Source organism: Xanthomonas hydrangeae, from assembly GCF_032697525.1.
In the GTDB taxonomy this organism is placed as follows: Bacteria; Pseudomonadota; Gammaproteobacteria; order Xanthomonadales; family Xanthomonadaceae; genus Xanthomonas; species Xanthomonas hydrangeae.
On sequence record NZ_CP103836.1, the window covers coordinates 2,403,889 to 2,420,594 of the forward strand.

Below are 16,706 nucleotides of genomic sequence, written 5' to 3' on the forward strand. Positions count from 1 at the left end.
GGAACGCGTCACTGCAGCTCGATGCCGCGCGCGCGGCCGGTGGACGTTCCACTGGCGCAGCGAGGCTTTCGCATGGCGCTTGAATTGAACGCAAACCGCCGCATCGGCCTGGCGCTGCTGTGGCTGGCACTGCTGGCAGTTGCCGGCTTCTGGTTGAGCCAGACGCTTCAGGTCACCGGCGATCTACGTAAATTCATGCCCGCCCCGCGCACGCCAGCGCAGAAACTGCTGATCGAAGAACTGGGCGAAGGCCCCGGCTCGCGCCTGTTGTTGATGTCCTTGTCCAACAGCGACCCGGCAACCTTGGCCGCGCAGTCGCAGGCGCTGCAGCAGGCCCTGGCCGCACAGCCGGCGTTGTTCGAACTGGTCGGCAATGGCGGCAATGCGGGGTTGGATGCGATCCCCGAGCGCTTGCTGCCGTATCGCTATCTGCTCAGCGACAGCTTCGATGCAACCCCGCTGGATGGGCAGACCTTGCAAGCGGCATTGCAGGCGCGCGTGCAGGATCTGGGCTCGCCTGCGGCCGCGATGGTGGAGCCGTTGCTGCCGCGCGATCCCACGCTGGAAATCCTGCATCTTGCAGAAACCCTGCAACCTGTCGCCGCGCCGCAGACGCGTAACGAGGTGTGGTTCGACCGCGCCAGCACCTCGGCCTTGTTGATCGTGCAGACGCGCGCAGCCGGTTTCGATCCCACCGGTCAGCAGCTGGCGTACGACGCGGTGCAAGCGGCCTTCGCCAAGGTCAGCAAGGGCACTGCCACGCAGCTCGTCCTGACCGGCCCCGGCGCGTTTGCGGTGGAAATCACCGCGCGCACGCAGGGCGAGGCGCAATGGATCGGCACGCTGGATACGGTGGGGCTGGTGCTGTTGCTGCTGGTCGCCTACCGCAGCTGGAAGATTCCGGTGCTTGGCGTGCTGCCGTTGGCGAGCGCGGGTCTGGCCGGCCTGGGTGCGGTGGCGCTGCTGTTCGAGGGTGTGCATGGCATCACCGTGGCGTTCGGGTTCACCCTGATCGGCGTGGTGCAGGATTATCCGATTCACCTGTTCAGTCATCAGCGCCCGGGGCTGGATCCACGCGACAACGCGCGCCATCTGTGGCCGACGCTGGCCACCGGCGTGGTCTCCACCTGCATTGCCTATGTGACCTTCCTATTTTCCGGTGTGGACGGCTTGCGCCAGTTGGCGGTGTTCACCATCGCCGGCTTGGCCACCGCCGCGATCACCACCCGTTGGCTGCTGCCGTCGTTGATCGACCCGGCGCCGCGCGACTACGCCGATTCGCGCATGCTCGCCGCGCTCTGGCGTGGCATCGCGCGCTTGCCGCGGCCGCGCATCAGTCTTGCGGTGATTGCCGTGATCGGTATCGCGGTGATCGTGTTTGCGCCAGGGCAGTTCTGGCAGAACGATCTTTCGAAATTGACCCCGGTGCCACCCAAGGCGTTGGCGCAGGACGCGCAGTTGCGGCAGGAACTGGGCGCCCCCGATGTGCGTTACGTGCTCGCGTTGCCCGCAGCGAACGATGAGGCGGCGCTGCAGGCCAGTGAGCAATTGCGCCCGCGCCTGGACGCCCTGGTGCGCGCGGGTTCGTTGACCGGCTACGACATGGCCGCGCGCTATCTGCCCAGCGCCAAGACCCAGCGCGCCCGCCAGGCCGCGCTGCCGGATGCCGCGCAAGCCCGCGCACTGACCGACAGCGCGGTGGCGGCCACGCCGTTCCGCAGCGATGCGTTTGCGCCATTCCTGCAGGATCTGGACGCCGCCAAGCATGCCGCAGCGCTGTTGCCGAAGGACCTGGCCGGCTCGCCGCTGGCAACCTCGGTCGGTGGGCTGCTGCTGGGGCGTGGCGATCGCAGCACCGCGTTGGTGTCGTTGACCGGCTTGCGCGATCCGGCGGTGTTGGCCGCAGCCGTACAAGGCAGCGGCGCGCAGTTGCTGGATCTGAAGGATGCTTCCGAGTCCCTGGTCGCCGCGTATCGCGGTCGTGTGCTCGGTGCATTGGTGCTGGCTGCAGTGTTGTTGGCAGTGACCGTGGCCATCGCGCTGCGCAGCCCGCGCCGCATCGTGCGGGTGTTGTTGCCGATGGCGCTGACCACGGTACTGATCCTGGCGATCCTGCGCGGGATGGGGGTGGAGCTCAATCTGTTCCATCTGATCGCGCTGATCCTGGCGGCCGGTCTGGGCCTGGATTACGCGCTGTTCTTCGACCACGCCGGCGACGATCACGCCGATCAACTGCGCACGCTGCATGCGCTGATCGTGTGCAGCCTGATGACCTTGCTGGTATTTGCGCTCTTGGCCGCGTCCAGCATTCCGGTATTGCGTGCGATCGGCAGCACGGTGGCGCTGGGCGTGTTGTTCAATTTCATTCTGGCCTTGCTGGTGTCGCGCGAGCCGGCGCTGGAACGCACAAAGAACGGAGAACCGCATGCAGGGACGTGACGCGATTGCCGCGCTGATTCCGCATCAGGGCAGCATGTGCCTGTGGGAAGCAGTGGTGGAGTGGGATGCGCAACGCATCGTGTTGCGCAGTGATGCCCATCGCAGTGACCTGCATCCGCTGCGCTCCAATGGACGCCTGCGCGCACTGCATCTATGCGAGTACGGCGCGCAAGCCATGGCCGTGCATGGCGGCTTGCTCGGCAGGGAATCGGGCAAGCCGGTGCGTCCGGGCATGCTGGTGGCGCTGCGCGCGGTGGACCTGCACGTCACCTATCTGGACGACCTGCCCGATGCGATCGTCTGCCAAGCACAGGTGTTGCTGCAGGGCGAGGACAGCCAGCAATACAGTTTTCGCCTGACCCATCGGGATCAGTTGCTCGCCGAAGGGCGCGCCACGGTGATGCTGGGCGCGGCGCAGGCCCTGTAGGAGCGCGCTTGCGCGCTATGAAGCGTTACCGCTGACGCCGCATCGCGCGCAAGCGCGCTCCTTCCGAATGTGGGCGATCAATGCGGGCGATCTATTCCTGCGCTTGCTGCCAGTCGTTAGGATGAGACTCTTTCCGCCGTCGTTTCTGCGGCTTTCATCGAGGCTTTTATGAGCACATCCGTTCCTCAGCGCCGCGCGCTGGTTACCGGCGGCAGCGGCGATCTTGGCGGTGCGATCTGCCGTCAGCTGGCTGCACAAGGTCGGCACGTGATCGTGCACGCCAATCGCAATATCGCCCGCGCCGACGATGTGGTCGCGGCGATCGTGGCCGACGGCGGCAGTGCCCAGGCGGTGGCGTTCGATGTGGCCGATGCGCAGGCCAGTGCTGCGGCGCTGGCAAGCCTGCTGGAGGCCGGCCCGATCCAGATCGTGGTCAACAATGCCGGCATCCACGACGATGCACCGATGGCCGGCATGAACGCCGAACAGTGGCATCGGGTCATCGACGTGTCGCTGCACGGGTTCTTCAATGTCACCCAGCCGCTGCTGCTGCCGATGGCGCGTACGCGCTGGGGTCGCATCGTCAGCGTGTCGTCGGTGGCGGCGGTGCTGGGCAATCGCGGGCAGACCAATTACGCCGCGGCCAAGGCCGCCTTGCACGGCGCCAGCAAATCGCTGGCACGCGAGATGGCCAGCCGCGGCATCGCCGTCAACGTGGTCGCGCCGGGCGTGATCGAAAGCGACATGGTCGGCGAAAGCTTCGCGCCGGAGGTGATCAAGCAACTGGTGCCCGCCGGCCGCGTCGGCAAGCCCGACGAAGTGGCCGCATTGGTTGCGTTTCTGTGTTCGGAGTCAGCTGGCTATATCAACGGCCAGGTCATCGGCATCAATGGCGGCATGGGTTGAGAGCCGCTGATAGAACGACGATGCCTCCCCCCAGGTAGGCGCGGCTAGTTTGGTTCCCATCAGCGCACGACCAGGTTGGCAGGTGCGGTGTCCTCGCCGCTGTGAGTTTGCTGCAGGGCCCTTGCCGGCCCACCATCGCGGGACACGCCGTGAATCCGTCCATGGAGGCTCTTACGCGGCATCCATGCCGCGTAAGGTCCCGCGACGGTGGGCCGGCAAGGGCCAGTCGAGTTGGTCGGTGCGCAGGGTTTTCAATAAAGCAGCCGACCAGCTGTCTGGTGCGGTGTCCTCACCGGTTGCGGGACCGTGTGGCGGCATGGATGCCGCCACCGAGCCCCCAGGGACGGGTTCACGGCGTGTCCCGCAAGCGGTGAGGGCGCCGCGCCCTCGACTCACCGAGCTTTTGATCCAAGCATCCGATCGCGATTGAACAACCACGCCAGTGCAGGTCTGCTGCTTTTGCACGTGTGTATCGAGGGCTTGGAAAGTGCGGATGGATCAACAGCAGAGCGGTCGATCTGGTGCTTGGTTGCAGGGCCCTTGCCCGCCCACCATCGCGGGACACGCTGCAAGTACGTCCCTGTAAGCTCTTACGCGGCCTCCATGCCGCGTAAGGTCCCGCGACGGTGGGCGGGCAAGGACCGGTAGAGATGGATGGTGTGCCTGTGCAAGCAATGCACCTCGCGTGGCCGTTCGATGCGGTGCGGTTTGATCGGCGTCTTCCGATCCGGCATTTGGATCAAGCCAGCGCGGATCCAGAAAAAGCGCGCCGTTGCCGGCGCGGTCTTCAAGCTCACGCCGCGTCGGCGTACCAGGCGGCGGTGAGGATCGGCTCGCCGATGGCGTTGGCGGTCAAGGCGTCCAGCCCGTGGTCCGGCAGTTCGGCATGGCGCTGGCGTGCCTGCTGCAGGATCTCGCGTGCCAGCACCGCCATCTGCGCGACATTGCTGTGGACGCGCGCGGCAAAGGCATCGTCGTCGAGGGTGTCGTGCAAGGCGTCGTTGAGTTCGTTGAACCAGCCGATCAGGTATTGATCGAGCAGGCGCCCGTCGTCGCTGGCCAGGCCTTGTGCAGTGTTGTGCTGGCCCCAGTCGTGCAGCACGCGCTGCATCGCCAGATTCATGTCGCGCGCGTAGAAAAAATCCGCCTTCATGCGCGAGAGCAGGCTGAGGTCGGCGATCCGTCCGCTGCAGAACAGCGGCGCCAGCAGCGACCAGTAGTAGGTGTAATCCCAGATCACCTTGACCGGCATCACCTGCGCATCGCCGAACAGGGCGTATTGATCCTGATACAGGGTCAGGGTGTTTTCGTAGAACGAGAAATACAGTTGCTGATACAGCTCGACATACGGGCTGAGCGATCTGCCGGCGCGGTCGCGGCCGATCAGTTCGCAGATGTAGGTGTTGGAGATCGCAATGAAGTCGCTGCCTGGCGAATAGAACGGATCCAGGAACAAGCCCGCTTCGCCGGTCAGCGCCCAGCGCTGCGGCGAGAACACCTGTTTGCAGCCGTAGGAGAAATTGCGCAGGAACAGGAAGTCCTGCAGCCGGTAGTCGGCCTTGTCGAGGCTGGCGGCGACCTGCGGCTGATGCGTGCGCAGCCAGGTCATCGCTTTTTCGTGCGTGTTCATGGTGTCCAGCGGATGCATGGACGCATCGCAGACGATGCCCAGCGAATGCGCGCCGGACGACAACGGAATCAGCCAGAACCAGTAGCCCGGCCCGCACATGTGGTTGGTCGAGCGCCAGCGGTCCGGCGGCGTGCAGCGTTGCAGCCAGCTGCTGTCCTGCGACCAGCCATTGGGGTCGATCAGGCCTTCCACGCGCCACCACACTGCGTTGGCATCGTGCGCGTTGTCCTGCGCCAGGCCGAGCTTGCGCTTGAGCAGACCGGCGCGGCCGCTGGCATCCACCACCCAGCGTGCGCTCAGCGTGCCGGCCTCGCCGGCGCGCTCGTAGCGCACGGCGTGGTCGGCCTCGTCATCGGACAGGTCCACGCCCTTGACGCTGCAGCTGTCGACAAACGTAATGCCCTGCGCGCGGGCGCGCTCGCCGAGGAAATTCTCGAAGCGGCCACGGTCGATCTGCCACGAGGGCGTCGGCAGGATCTGGCTGACGCCCAGTTCGGTGCAACGGTCGATGTCCTGGCGCCTGTCGGAGAAGAAGAAGCGGAAGCCGAACTTGCGGATCTGCTCGGTCTCCAGATGCTCGCGCAGGCCCAGCACGTCGGCAAAATAATGCGCGCCGATTTCCACCGTGGATTCGCCGACCTTGAACGCGGCCTCGCGTACCGGGTGTGCGCGGCGCTCCAGCACGGTGATCGCCAGTTCGGGGTCGCGTTGGCGTAGCTGCAGCGCCAGACTCAGGCCGGCCAGGCCACCACCGGTGATGACGACATCTGCACGCTGTGCATTCATGGGGATTGGCTGCTCTTGGTGACCGCAGGCACAGTAGCAAATTCGCCGTCAGCGTCGTCGATCAGCACCGGGTTGGCGCGCACGCGGCGGTATTCGCGCCAGATATGCCCGTAGCTCCACGCCTGCACGACCACGTGCGAGGTGATTTCCCACAGGTCCCGCACCAGGCGGAAATGGCTCTTGCGGAAGGTGCCTGGCGAGGTGCCGGCGTAACGGGTTTCGATCGGCACCGCGACCACCCGCGCGCCGGCCTGGCGCGCAGCGGAGATCAGCAGCTGCGCTTCGAACACGAAGCCTTCGCCAGGCACGTCGGGCAGGGTGAACACCGAGGCCGGATACAGGCGTTGCCCGCTCTGGCTGTCGACCAGCTGGAAGCCGCAGGCCCAGGCGATGCCCCAGTCGCCGAAATCGTTGCCGATGCGGCGGATGGTGGGCTGGGTGGCGCGCTTGCGCATGCGTGCGCCGACGATGACGCAGCCGGGGTGGCGATTGGCCGCGGCCAACAGGCGCGGGAAATCGGCCGCCCTGTGCTGCCCATCGCCGTCCATGGTCATCACTGCGCGCATACCCAGGCGCTGCGCTTGCGCAAAACCGCTACGCAACGCGGCGCCCTTGCCCAAGCGCTGCGGATGACGGATCAAGGTGATCGGCAGGTCGGCGATGCAATCGGCGGTGCCATCGTCGGAGCCGTCGTCGATCACGATCACGTTGGAGCAATAGGTCAGCGCATCGTTGACCACTTCGCGGATGCGCAGCGATTCGTTCAGGGCCGGCACCAGGATCGCGGTGTCTTCGCGGCTCAATGGCTGGCGGCTCATCGCTGGACCTCCACGCGCAGCACCCGGCCCGGGCCGGCGTACAGCGCCACGCTGTCGCCGTCAGCGGCGATCAGGTCGAACAGCGGCAGCATCGGCGCCATCGCGTTGCTGGCGACATGCCGCGACAGCGGGCCCTCGCCCGCGGAAGGCGTGCCGTCGTCCAGCCGCGCCCGCAGCTGCGGCTTGCCGGCCTGGCCGGGCGCGCCCAGCACCAGCGCACCGCCGAGCAGACCCTGGCTGGGTGCGACCCGGCCCAGCGGCCCGACCGAGCGGGCGTCGTAGCCGGCCAGCAGCACCGCGTCCATGCCGGCGGCGCGCTGTACCAGCGCTTCCAGCAGGCCCTGCGCGAAGCTGGCCCGGCTGGCGCTGATCGCCGTGGTCGGAGTCATCGCCCCGGCGCCGATGGTCCAGTAGCCGGCCGCGGCGTTGTGCACCGAATTGTGGAACTTGGTCGGCGAGATCGCCGATGGGTCGCTGGCCAGGGTCGTACACATGTAGTCGGAGATGGCCAGATCGCCGTACGTGGAGGTAAAGATCGACGGCAGGCTGGCCGGATCGCGGCCGGCGGCGGTGCAGGCGGCCAGTGCGGCTTCCAGCGAGACCGCTACCGTGTCCGGTGCACGGCGGCGCTCGTTGGCGGCCAGCAGCTGCGGCGCCGGGCGTGCCGTGGTCTCCTGCAGCTCGCCGCCGTGCACGAGGGCAATGGCGGCCTCCCAGTTGGGCAGCCCTTGGGTCCAGAAGCCGATCCCCTCGATGCTGGCAGCCAGCATCAGCGGGCCCGCCCGAACAGCAGCGAGCAGTTGTTGCCGCCGAAGCCGAAGGAGTTGTTCATTGCGTAATCGATCTTGGAATGGGCGTTGTCGAAACGGATCTGCGGGCCGCAGGCCGGGTCGGGCACGGTGCTGTTGAGCGTGCCCGGCAGCACGCCGTCGCGCAGCGCCAGCAGCGCGATCGCCGATTCGACGATGCCGGCCGCGCCCAGGGTGTGGCCGGTCCAGGCCTTGGTCGAACTGGCGTGCAGGGTGGCGGGGAAGATCGCCGCCACCGCGGCCGCCTCCACGCTGTCGTTGGCCGGCGTGGCGGTACCGTGCAGATTCAGATAACCCACCGCATCGGCGTCCAGGCCGGCGCGATCGAGCGCGCCGCGCATCGCCAGCTGCGCGCCCAGGCCCTGCGGATGCGGGGCAGACATGTGATGCGCATCGCTGGATTCGCCATAGCCATACAGCCACAGCGCCGCGTCCGGTGCGGCGGCGGGGCGTTCGAGCATGGCAAAGCCGCCGGCCTCGCCCAGGCTCAGGCCGACCCGGCGCGCATCGAACGGTTGGCACAGCTCCGGCGCCACCACCTGCAGCGAGTTGAAGCCGAACAGCACGCTGCCGCACAAGGTGTCCACACCGCCGACCAAGGCTGCGTCGACCACGCCGGCGTCGATCAGGCGCGCGGCCTGGGCGAACACCTTGGCGCTGGACGAACAGGCGGTGGCCACGGTCATGCAGGGGCCGCGCAGGCCGGTGGCGTGCTGCACGAAATCGCCCAACGAATGCGGGGTGTGCACGATCGGGCGATCCAGATCGTCGGGAAAGCGCGCACCGTCGGCATCTTCGACCAGACGCGTATAGGCCTCTTCGCTGGCACCGATGCTGGAGGTGGAGGTGCCGATGATCACCGCCACGCGTTCGGCGCCGTAGCGCTGTGCGGCCGCCTGCACGGCCTCGGCCATGCCGTCCTGCTGCAGGGCCAGCCAGGCCAGGCGATTGTTGCGGCAGTCCCAGCCTTGCAGGGATTCGGGCAGTACCACGGCTTCCACGCCGTCGACGCGGCCGATCCAGCACGGCAGCGGTTGCGGGCCGAAATCGTTGCGGCGCATGCCGCTGCGGCGAGCTGTCAGGGCGGCGGCCTGGGCGTGGAGCCCGGCGCCGAGCGCGGTGGTGGAAGTGAAAGCGGTGACGGCGACCGGGGCCATCTGGGACGAATGCTGCGCGTGGCTCACGGTGGTCTGGCTGGCAAAAAGTGTGCTCAGTATATCGATGGTGTGTCCGCGGCCCGTCGATGGCGCAACTGAACGTGCCGGTCATGTCGCTGACGCTGCTGGGATTTTTCGCAACGGCCGCGCTTTCGCCATGGGCGCAATTGGGACACAATCCTGCGACACACTTCTCAAACGAGCGCGACCACGCGCGCATGCACGCCTACGTCTATAAAAGCCAACGCAAGCAAGACACCTTCGTCTATCTCGCCATGCGTGACGACTTCTCCGGTCTTCCGGCCGCCGTGCACGCGCAACTGGCGCCGTTCGCGTTCGTGCTGGAGGTGGCGTTGACGCCGCAGCGCCGCCTGGCGCAAGCCGACGTGACCACGGTGCGCGAAGCGCTCGGCAAGCACGGTTTCTACCTGCAACTACCCAAGACGCTGGTGCTGGCGGGCGAGTGCGACTATGACTGAGGCCACGCGTGCCGCGCGGTGGCGCGCCGCAGCGCTGGCCGGCGCGGCCGGGGTGGTGTTGTCGTTGCTGGGCGGCGTTGGCGGCAGCGTCGCTGCGGTGACGCTGTGGCTGGCGCAGCCGGCCTTCGCGCTGGCGGTGTCGTGGGCACGTGGCACGCGCGCATTGCCGAGCCAGCCGCGTGCGGTCGCGCAGGCGCTGCCGCCGTTGCTGGCGATCTGGGGCGTCGGTCTGTTGGCCCTTGCGGCCTTGATCACCTGGCCGCTGACTGCGTTGCGCGATAGCGGCAGCCTGGCCGCCGCGTTGGCGCTGAGCGTTGCGGTCAGCGCCGCGCTGCTCGGGCTGTGGCGGACCTGGCCGCTGTGGGGCGAGGTCGAGCGCGACGGCGGCGCCCTGGCCCCGCGGTGGCATGCGCTGGCCACGCAGGAATTGCATGCCTGGCGCGGCCTGCTGGCCGCCGCATTGGTGCTGGCGATGTGCACGTTGGCCGTGGCGCTGGCCTGGCCGGGCTGGTTGTCGAGCAGTTGGCGCTGGAGTCTGGCGATCGCCGCCAGCGTGCTGCTGCCGGCCGCCCATCTGCTGTTGCAACGCACCGCCGCGCCGGTGCGCAGCGATGCCCCGGCAGCCTTGCAGGCGGCCGATTTCTTTTCCGAAGCGGCGGCCGAACCGCGTCCGCTGGAGCCGGTGGCCCAGCATCAACTGGTGCCCGAGCTGTTCGAGGCCGCTCGCAGCGGACGCGTGGACCGCGCGCTGCAGTTGCTCGACGCCGGCGCCGATCCGCAGGCGCTACCGCTGCCGGAATGGCGCGACCAACGCAGCCTGCCCGCGCTGGCTGCGGTATTGCCGGATCTGCGCCTGCTGCGCGAACTGATCGTGCGCCGCGTCGACGTCAACCAGCCGCATCGCGGCATGACCCCGTTGCTGGCCGCCACCCGCGACAGCTGGCACGGTCGCCCCGATGCGGTGATGACGCTGCTGGCCAATGGCGCCGACCCGCGCGCCACCGACAACGACGGCAATACGCCGCTGCATCACGCGGTGCGCAGTTCCGACCCGGGCGTGGCCGCGCTGCTGCGCGATGCCGCCGCCGAGCTCGACGCGCTCAACAACGAAGGTCATTCGCCGTTGGCGATGGCCTGCCAGGTCGGCAACTGGCGGCTGGCCAAGTTTCTGCTGGAACGCGGCGCGCATTCCGAACCGGAAGGCGGCGCACCCGTGCTGCTGGCCGCCGCCGGCACCGAGGAAGACGACCCGGCCGGCGTGCAGCTGCTGCTCAAGCACAAGGCGCGCGTGGATGCGCGCGACCGCCAGCGCCGCAGTGCCCTGCACGAGGCCGCGTTGGCCGGGCATGGCGATATCGTCGAAGCGTTGTTGTCGGCCGGTGCCAATCTGGAAGCGCGCGATCTGCTCGGCCGCACGCCGTGGCTGGACGCGGCGCGGCAGGCACGCAGCGGCGTGCTCGAACGCCTGGTCGCACGCAAGGCCGATGTGCTGGCCATTGATGGTGACGGCCGCAATGCAGTGACGCTGGCCTGCGCCGCCGACCGCGTGTCGCCGGCCCTGATCCGGCGCCTGCTCGATCTGCAGGTGCCGGCCGACAGCGCCGATGCGCACGGCCGTCGCGCAGTGGATGTCGCCGCCGAGGCCGGGCGCTGGGCGATCGTGCAATTGCTCGATCCTGCGTATCCGCTGCCGGCCGCAGTCAGCGATGGACACGGCGATACCCCCGGCGTTGCGGTACTGCCCGATCGCCCGCCCTTGGTGCTGTTGCGCGAAGGCCTGCAGTTCGGTCAACGCGATGGCCTGGACGCATTGGCCAGGCTGTGCGGCCCGGAAGAACTCGGCGGCCTGTTGCACGATGCGCATCTGGCCCTGAACGCCGACGCCGTGGACTGGCTGCTGCGCCACGGCGCCGATGCCGACGTGCGCGATGCCTGCGGCGACGTGCCGATGTTTGCACTGCTCTCGCGTGGTGTGGAGGCGGTGCCGGCACTGCAGGCGCTGCTGCGCCATGGCGTCTCGCCCGCCGGTGCCGGTGGCCTGACCCGCCTGCTCAGCGCCTGCGTGCAGCACGACGCGGCATCGCGCGGGCTGGAACAGTTCGCGCTGGAATTGCTCGAACGCGGCGCCGACCCGTTTGCCGCGTCGGCGGCCGGCGACCCGCCGTTGTCGCTGGCGGTGCGGCTGGGCTGGCTGCGCCTGCAGCAGTGGTTGCTGGAACACGGCGTGGACCGCGAGGCCCGCGACAGCCACGGCATGACCGCGCTGCATCTGGCCACCGCGCTGGGCCGGGAAGCCTCGCTGAAATTGCTGGTCAAACAAGGCGCCTCGCCGGAAGCGCGCGCGGCCGACGGGCAGACCCCGCTGGGCGTGGCGCTGTCGATCGGTCGCCGCGATCTGGCCGACTGGCTGGACTGGCGCATCTGGTCGCTGCCGCACCGCACGCTACGCGAAGCCGATGTGCCGGCTGCGGCCATGGCCGGCGACACCGATGCGGTGCGGCGCCTGATCGATCTGGGCCTGCCGGTCGATGCGATCGACGCGCAAGGCTGCACCGCGCTGCTGCGCGCCGCCGGTGGCGGCCATCTCGCCGTGGTGGCGCATCTGCTGGGGCGCGGCGCCGATCCGCAACGTGCGGCCAACAGCGGCGCCACGCCGTTGTCGGCGGCGGTGAGCATGCGTCAGACCGAGATCGTGGCCGCCTTGCTGCAGGCCGGCGCGCAGATCGAGCATCGCCTGCCCGGCGGTGTCACCGTGCTGATGCTGGCCTGCGCGCTGGGCCTGCCGGATATCGTGGCGCGCCTGCTCACTGCGGCGGCCGATGTGCACGCCAACGACGACCAGGGCCTGGCGCCGCTGCATTGCGCCGCGCTGTACGGATTCACCGCGCGCGACAAGAGTCGCCTGCTGGCCTTGCTGGACACCTTGCTGCTGGCCGGCGCCGATCCCGAGTATCTGGCCGGTGGTCGGGTCAGCCCGTTGCTGCTGTTGCTGGGCGCGCGCGCCGAACCGGGCAACGCCTGCGACGAACAAGTGGTGCTGGCCGGTGTCGAACGCCTGCTCGACGAAGACGTCTCGCTGGATGTGGCCGATCAACGCGGCTTCGGTCCGTTGCATCTGGCCGCACTGCACGGCTTGCCCTTGCTGGTGCAGCGCCTGTTGCGTGCCGGCGCCGACGGCGACCGCCGCGACGCGCTCAATCGCACCCCGCGCGAGATTGCGATCATGCGCGGCTTCATCGATGTGGCCGGTCAGTTCGAGCCCGCCTTGCCGGGTGTCTCCTCGATGGCGCGCTTCCTGCGCGAAGGCCGCTGAGCCAGCGCGGCGGCGCACCGTTGCAGGTGCTGTTCGTGTGCAGCCGCAACCGCCTGCGCAGCCCTACCGCCGAACGCGTGTTCGCCGACTGGCCGGGCGTGCAAACGCAATCGGCCGGGCTGGCCGCAGATGCGGACGTGCAGGTCACACCGGAGCTGTTGCATGAAGCGCAGCTGGTGCTGGTGATGGAGCGCCGGCACCTGCAGCTGTTGCGCAAACGTTTCGCCGCGCAGTTGCGCCATTGCCGGGTGATCTGCCTGCACATTCCCGACGACTACGCCTATATGGATCCGGCACTGATCCGTCGCCTGGAACACACGGTGCCACCGTTGCTGCGTCTGCCGGCGCAGTCGTAACCCGATCCCGACACTGCGCGTGCAAGACTGGGCGTTCCCTCGCACGAAGGAAGCGCCTCTACGATGAGCGTGCGTATCGAAGACCACGCCATGCTGGGCAATTGCCACAGCGCGGCCCTGGTCGACCACTGCGGCACCATCGACTGGCTGTGTCTGCCACGTTTCGATTCCGATGCGTTTTTCGCATCCCTGCTGGGCGATGAGCAACACGGGCAATGGGCGTTGTCGCCGGTCGCCGCATTTCGCAGCGAACGCGCTTACGAAGACGACAGTCTGGTGCTGTGCACGCGCATGCGTACCGACACCGGCACGGTGGAACTGGTCGACTTCATGGTCGCCAGCGATGAGAGCGACAGTCACCAGCATCTGGTGCGGATCGTGCGGTGCGTGCAGGGCGAAGTGCCGATGCACATGCGGCTGACGTTTCGCTTCAACTATGGCCGTACGGTGCCGTGGGTCACCGGCATCGAGGGTGGCATTCGCGCCATCGCCGGTCCCGACCAACTCGCGTTGCGCTCGCCGCAGCAGCTGCACGGCGAGGACCTGGGCACCGAGGCAGACTTCACGCTGCGTCAGGGCGAGAGCACCTGGTTTCTGCTCAGTCATGGGTTATCGCATCAGCCCACCCCGGCGGCGATCGACCCGGAACAGGCGCTGCAACGGACCACCGCGTTCTGGCATGGCTGGGCACGTCGCTGTACCGATGTCGGTCCGTGGACCGAGCAGGTGCGGCGTTCGCTGGTGGTATTGAAGGGGCTGAGTTATCTGCCCACCGGTGGCATTGTCGCCGCGCCCACGGCCTCGCTGCCCGAGCATCTGGGCGGCACCCGCAACTGGGATTATCGCTACTGCTGGCTGCGCGATTCGGTGTTCACGCTGATTGCGTTGCTGCAGGCCGGCTATCGCGATGAAGCCGCGGCGTTTCGCGATTGGGTGCAACGCACCATCGCCGGTTCGCCGGATCAGTTGCAGGCGTTGTACGGCATCGCCGGCGAGCGCCGGTTGCAGGAATGGGAAGCGGACTGGTTGCCCGGCTACGAAAACTCCGGCCCGGTGCGCATCGGCAACGGTGCGGTGGATCAGTTCCAGCTCGATGTGTATGGCGAGTTGATCGGCGCGTTCCATTACGCGCGCGAGAAGGGCGTGGCGCCGCCGTCCGACGACGATGGCTCGTCGGCATCGCTGCTGGAAAAGATCCTGGATACGCTCGAAGACCTGTGGCGCCTGCCCGATGAAGGCATCTGGGAGATTCGCGACGAGCGCCGTCATTTCGTGCATTCCAAAGTGATGGCCTGGCTGGCGTTCGATTGCGGCGCGCGCGATGGCATCACCAATGCCGACGCAGAAAAACGCGCACATTGGGGCAGGCTTGCCGAGGAAATCCGCGCCGAAGTGCTGGAAAACGGCGTACATCCGGATGGTCACTTCGTGCAGAGCTATGGCTCCGACCGCCTGGACGCCTCGCTGCTGCTGATTCCGATCGTGGGGTTTTTGCCGCCGGAGGATCCGCGCATCGCCGCCACCGCCGATGCCATCGCACGCGATCTGACCATCGATGGATTGGTCGAGCGCTATCGCGCCGACGACAGTGCCGATGGCCTGCCGGCCGGCGAGGGCACCTTTCTTGCCTGCAGCTTCTGGCTGGTGGAAAACTATGCATTGCTCGGGCGCACCGAGCAGGCGCGCGTCTTGCTCGAGCGCCTGCTCGGATTGTGCAACGACGTGGGCCTGCTCGCCGAAGAGTACGACCCGCGCAGCAAGCGCATGCTTGGCAACTTCCCGCAAGGGTATTCCCACGTGGCCCTGGTCAATGCGGCATTGCGCCTGCACGGACGCATGGGCGAAAAGGAAACACGTCCATGAATGAGCAAGAAACCACTCCGCCGTGCGTCATCGTGGTGCTGGGCGCACGCGGCGATCTGACCAAGCGCCTGGTGATGCCGGCGCTGTACAACCTGCGCCGGGCCGGTGCGTTGGGCGAGCAGTTCGCCATCGTCGGCATGGACCACGGCGATATCAGCGAGCGTTCGTGGCGCACGATGATGGGTCAGTCGATGACCGAGCTGCTCAGCAGCCGCGATGCCGAATTCCAGACCGACGAGTTCGACACCGACACCTGGGAGTGGCTGCGCGAGCGCATGCATTATCTGCGTGGCGATTTTACCGATTTAGGTGCCTATCAGGCGCTGGATGGCGTACTGGAGAAACTGCACAAGCGCTATGGCACCCAGGGCAATGTGCTGTTCTATCTGGCCACCGCCGCACGTTTCTTCGAGCCGGTACTGCTCAACCTGGGCGAAGCCGGGCTGGTCAAACAGCGCGAGGGCCAGGGCTGGCGGCGGGTGATCGTGGAAAAACCGTTCGGCCACGATCTGCCCAGCGCCGTCGCGCTCAATGCCACCGTCGCCCGCGTCTTGCACGAGGATCAGGTATTCCGCATCGACCATTTCCTCGGCAAGGAAACCGTGCAGAACATTCTGGCGTTCCGTTTTGCCAATGGCTTGTTCGAGCCGGTGTGGAACCGCGACCGCATCGATCATGTACAGATCACCGCCGCCGAAACCATCGGCGTGGAAGGGCGCGGGCGTTTCTACGATCCCACCGGCTGTTTGCGCGATATGGTGCCGAATCATCTGTTCCAGTTGCTGGCGATGATTGCGATGGAACCGCCGGCCGCCTTCACCACCGAAGCCATGCACCGCCGCCGCGCCGAAGTGATCGAAGCGGTGCGCCCGATCAAGCCCGAAGACGTGGTACGCGGCCAATATGCCTCCGGCGCGGTGAGCCGCAGCGCGGTGCCGGGGTATCGCGAAGAAGACACCGTGCCGGAGGATTCGGAAACCGAAACCTATGTGGCGATGAAACTGCAGGTCGACACCTGGCGCTGGGCCGGCGTGCCGTTCTACCTGCGCACCGGCAAGCGGCTGCGCGAGCGCACCACCGAGATCGCGATCCGCTTCAAGCCTGCGCCGCTGGCACCGTTCCGCAGTACCGAAGTGGGCGGTTACGGACCCGACTGGCTGGTGCTGCACATCCAGCCCGACGAGGGCATCTCGCTGCAGTTCGACGTCAAACGCCCGGGCGCGCAGGTTGCGCTGGCACCGGTGCGCATGGACTTCCGTTACCGCGACTGGTTTCCCAAGGAATACACGGTGGGCTACGAGCGCCTGCTGCAGGACTGCATGAAGGGCGAGGCCGGCCTGTTCCAGGATGCGGCCATGGTGGAAGCCGCCTGGCGCATCGTGCAGCCGATCCTGGATGCCTGGAAACAACCGCCAAGCGACTTCCCCAATTACGCCGCCGGCAGCGCCGGCCCGTCGGCTGCCGATGCCTTGCTGGCGATGAATGGCGGGCACGCCTGGCGCGCGCTCACTCCGGGGCGCAAGCCACCGCCGCGCCGCGCACCGGAAGCACGCAGCAGCGCTGCAACGCCGGTCAAGAAAGCCACCAACAAGACCGCGAAGAAAGCGAGCAAGGCGACACCCAAACGTGCCGCCGCACCTGCTGCAAAATCCGCTCAAGGCGCAGCCGGTTCGCCCGGCAAGGTGGCAAAGACATCCGTCACCAAGCGCGCTCCTACGCAGAG

At 67.5% G+C, this 16,706-nt stretch carries 11 protein-coding genes and 1 pseudogene; 8 read left to right on the top strand and 4 right to left on the bottom strand.

Translation table 11 applies throughout. The features are described from left to right. Positions 1-72: 72 nt before the first annotated feature. The 3 genes from NYR97_RS09915 to fabG all read left to right on the top strand — a co-directional run bounded on the left by NYR97_RS09915 (position 73) and on the right by fabG (position 3,772). Entirely contained in the window at positions 73-2,439 is a 2,367-nt protein-coding gene (locus NYR97_RS09915) for an MMPL family transporter (RefSeq protein ID WP_316697763.1), read from the top strand. Beyond that, a complete protein-coding gene (locus NYR97_RS09920) occupies positions 2,426-2,866 on the top strand; it encodes a hotdog family protein (RefSeq protein WP_205392892.1) in 441 nt (146 codons plus the stop codon). The genes NYR97_RS09915 and NYR97_RS09920 overlap by 14 nt, the downstream gene beginning before the upstream one ends. 168 nt (positions 2,867-3,034) lie before the next feature. After that, on the top strand, positions 3,035-3,772 hold the full coding sequence (fabG, locus tag NYR97_RS09925) for a 3-oxoacyl-ACP reductase FabG (protein WP_316697764.1): 738 nt from the start codon (positions 3,035-3,037) through the stop codon (positions 3,770-3,772). Between the two features lie 793 nt (positions 3,773-4,565). On the opposite strand, the gene NYR97_RS09930 is transcribed toward fabG, so the two are convergent. From NYR97_RS09930 to NYR97_RS09945, 4 genes are read right to left on the bottom strand one after another with little or no spacing between them, the layout of a single operon-like run. Continuing rightward, positions 4,566-6,188 (bottom strand): NAD(P)/FAD-dependent oxidoreductase, encoded by a 1,623-nt coding sequence (locus tag NYR97_RS09930; RefSeq protein ID WP_316697766.1) that lies wholly within the window; start codon positions 6,186-6,188, stop codon positions 4,566-4,568. After that, complete coding sequence (locus NYR97_RS09935; RefSeq protein ID WP_316697767.1) at positions 6,185-7,006, bottom strand: glycosyltransferase family 2 protein; 822 nt, start codon at positions 7,004-7,006, stop codon at positions 6,185-6,187. Before NYR97_RS09935 ends, NYR97_RS09930 begins: the two co-directional genes overlap by 4 nt. After that, the gene (locus NYR97_RS09940; RefSeq protein ID WP_316697769.1) at positions 7,003-7,776 is read right to left on the bottom strand and encodes a beta-ketoacyl synthase chain length factor; all 774 of its coding nucleotides are present in this window, start codon (positions 7,774-7,776) and stop codon (positions 7,003-7,005) included. The genes NYR97_RS09935 and NYR97_RS09940 overlap by 4 nt, the downstream gene beginning before the upstream one ends. After that, the gene (locus NYR97_RS09945) at positions 7,776-8,972 is read right to left on the bottom strand and encodes a beta-ketoacyl-[acyl-carrier-protein] synthase family protein (RefSeq protein WP_316697771.1); all 1,197 of its coding nucleotides are present in this window, start codon (positions 8,970-8,972) and stop codon (positions 7,776-7,778) included. Before NYR97_RS09945 ends, NYR97_RS09940 begins: the two co-directional genes overlap by 1 nt. A 218-nt stretch (positions 8,973-9,190) precedes the next feature. Here NYR97_RS09945 and NYR97_RS09950 point away from each other — a divergent pair, with 218 nt between their 5' ends. The 5 genes and pseudogenes from NYR97_RS09950 to zwf form a co-directional block, all read left to right on the top strand. Continuing rightward, on the top strand, positions 9,191-9,451 hold the full coding sequence (locus NYR97_RS09950) for a YcgL domain-containing protein (protein ID WP_205394972.1): 261 nt from the start codon (positions 9,191-9,193) through the stop codon (positions 9,449-9,451). Next, positions 9,444-12,764, top strand: a complete 3,321-nt coding sequence (locus NYR97_RS09955; RefSeq protein ID WP_316697772.1) for an ankyrin repeat domain-containing protein — start codon at positions 9,444-9,446, stop codon at positions 12,762-12,764. Before NYR97_RS09950 ends, NYR97_RS09955 begins: the two co-directional genes overlap by 8 nt. A gap of 26 nt (positions 12,765-12,790) precedes the next feature. Continuing rightward, positions 12,791-13,120, top strand: coding sequence for a low molecular weight protein tyrosine phosphatase family protein (locus NYR97_RS09960; protein WP_205394971.1), 330 nt, complete (start codon positions 12,791-12,793; stop codon positions 13,118-13,120). A 63-nt stretch (positions 13,121-13,183) separates the two neighbouring features. Then, positions 13,184-14,983: a glycoside hydrolase family 15 protein gene (locus NYR97_RS09965; RefSeq protein WP_316697773.1), complete on the top strand. Its 1,800-nt coding sequence runs from the start codon at positions 13,184-13,186 to the stop codon at positions 14,981-14,983. Beyond that, positions 14,980-16,696 (top strand): annotated as a pseudogene (gene zwf / locus NYR97_RS09970) (glucose-6-phosphate dehydrogenase); the annotation flags it as partial. The gene NYR97_RS09965 and the pseudogene zwf, both read left to right, overlap by 4 nt. Positions 16,697-16,706: the final 10 nt, after the last annotated feature.

Excerpts from the sequence above, each read along its gene's own strand:
- fabG (WP_316697764.1), top strand. The coding sequence starts at position 3,035 with ATGAGCACATCCGTTCCTCAGCGCCGCGCGCTGGTTACCGGCGGCAGC.
- NYR97_RS09950 (WP_205394972.1), top strand. The coding sequence starts at position 9,191 with ATGCACGCCTACGTCTATAAAAGCCAACGCAAGCAAGACACCTTCGTC.
- NYR97_RS09940 (WP_316697769.1), bottom strand. The coding sequence starts at position 7,776 with ATGCTGGCTGCCAGCATCGAGGGGATCGGCTTCTGGACCCAAGGGCTG.
- NYR97_RS09945 (WP_316697771.1), bottom strand. The coding sequence starts at position 8,972 with ATGGCCCCGGTCGCCGTCACCGCTTTCACTTCCACCACCGCGCTCGGC.
- NYR97_RS09955 (WP_316697772.1), top strand. The coding sequence starts at position 9,444 with ATGACTGAGGCCACGCGTGCCGCGCGGTGGCGCGCCGCAGCGCTGGCC.
- NYR97_RS09930 (WP_316697766.1), bottom strand. The coding sequence starts at position 6,188 with ATGAATGCACAGCGTGCAGATGTCGTCATCACCGGTGGTGGCCTGGCC.
- NYR97_RS09915 (WP_316697763.1), top strand. The coding sequence starts at position 73 with ATGGCGCTTGAATTGAACGCAAACCGCCGCATCGGCCTGGCGCTGCTG.
- NYR97_RS09935 (WP_316697767.1), bottom strand. The coding sequence starts at position 7,006 with ATGAGCCGCCAGCCATTGAGCCGCGAAGACACCGCGATCCTGGTGCCG.
- NYR97_RS09965 (WP_316697773.1), top strand. The coding sequence starts at position 13,184 with ATGAGCGTGCGTATCGAAGACCACGCCATGCTGGGCAATTGCCACAGC.
- NYR97_RS09920 (WP_205392892.1), top strand. The coding sequence starts at position 2,426 with ATGCAGGGACGTGACGCGATTGCCGCGCTGATTCCGCATCAGGGCAGC.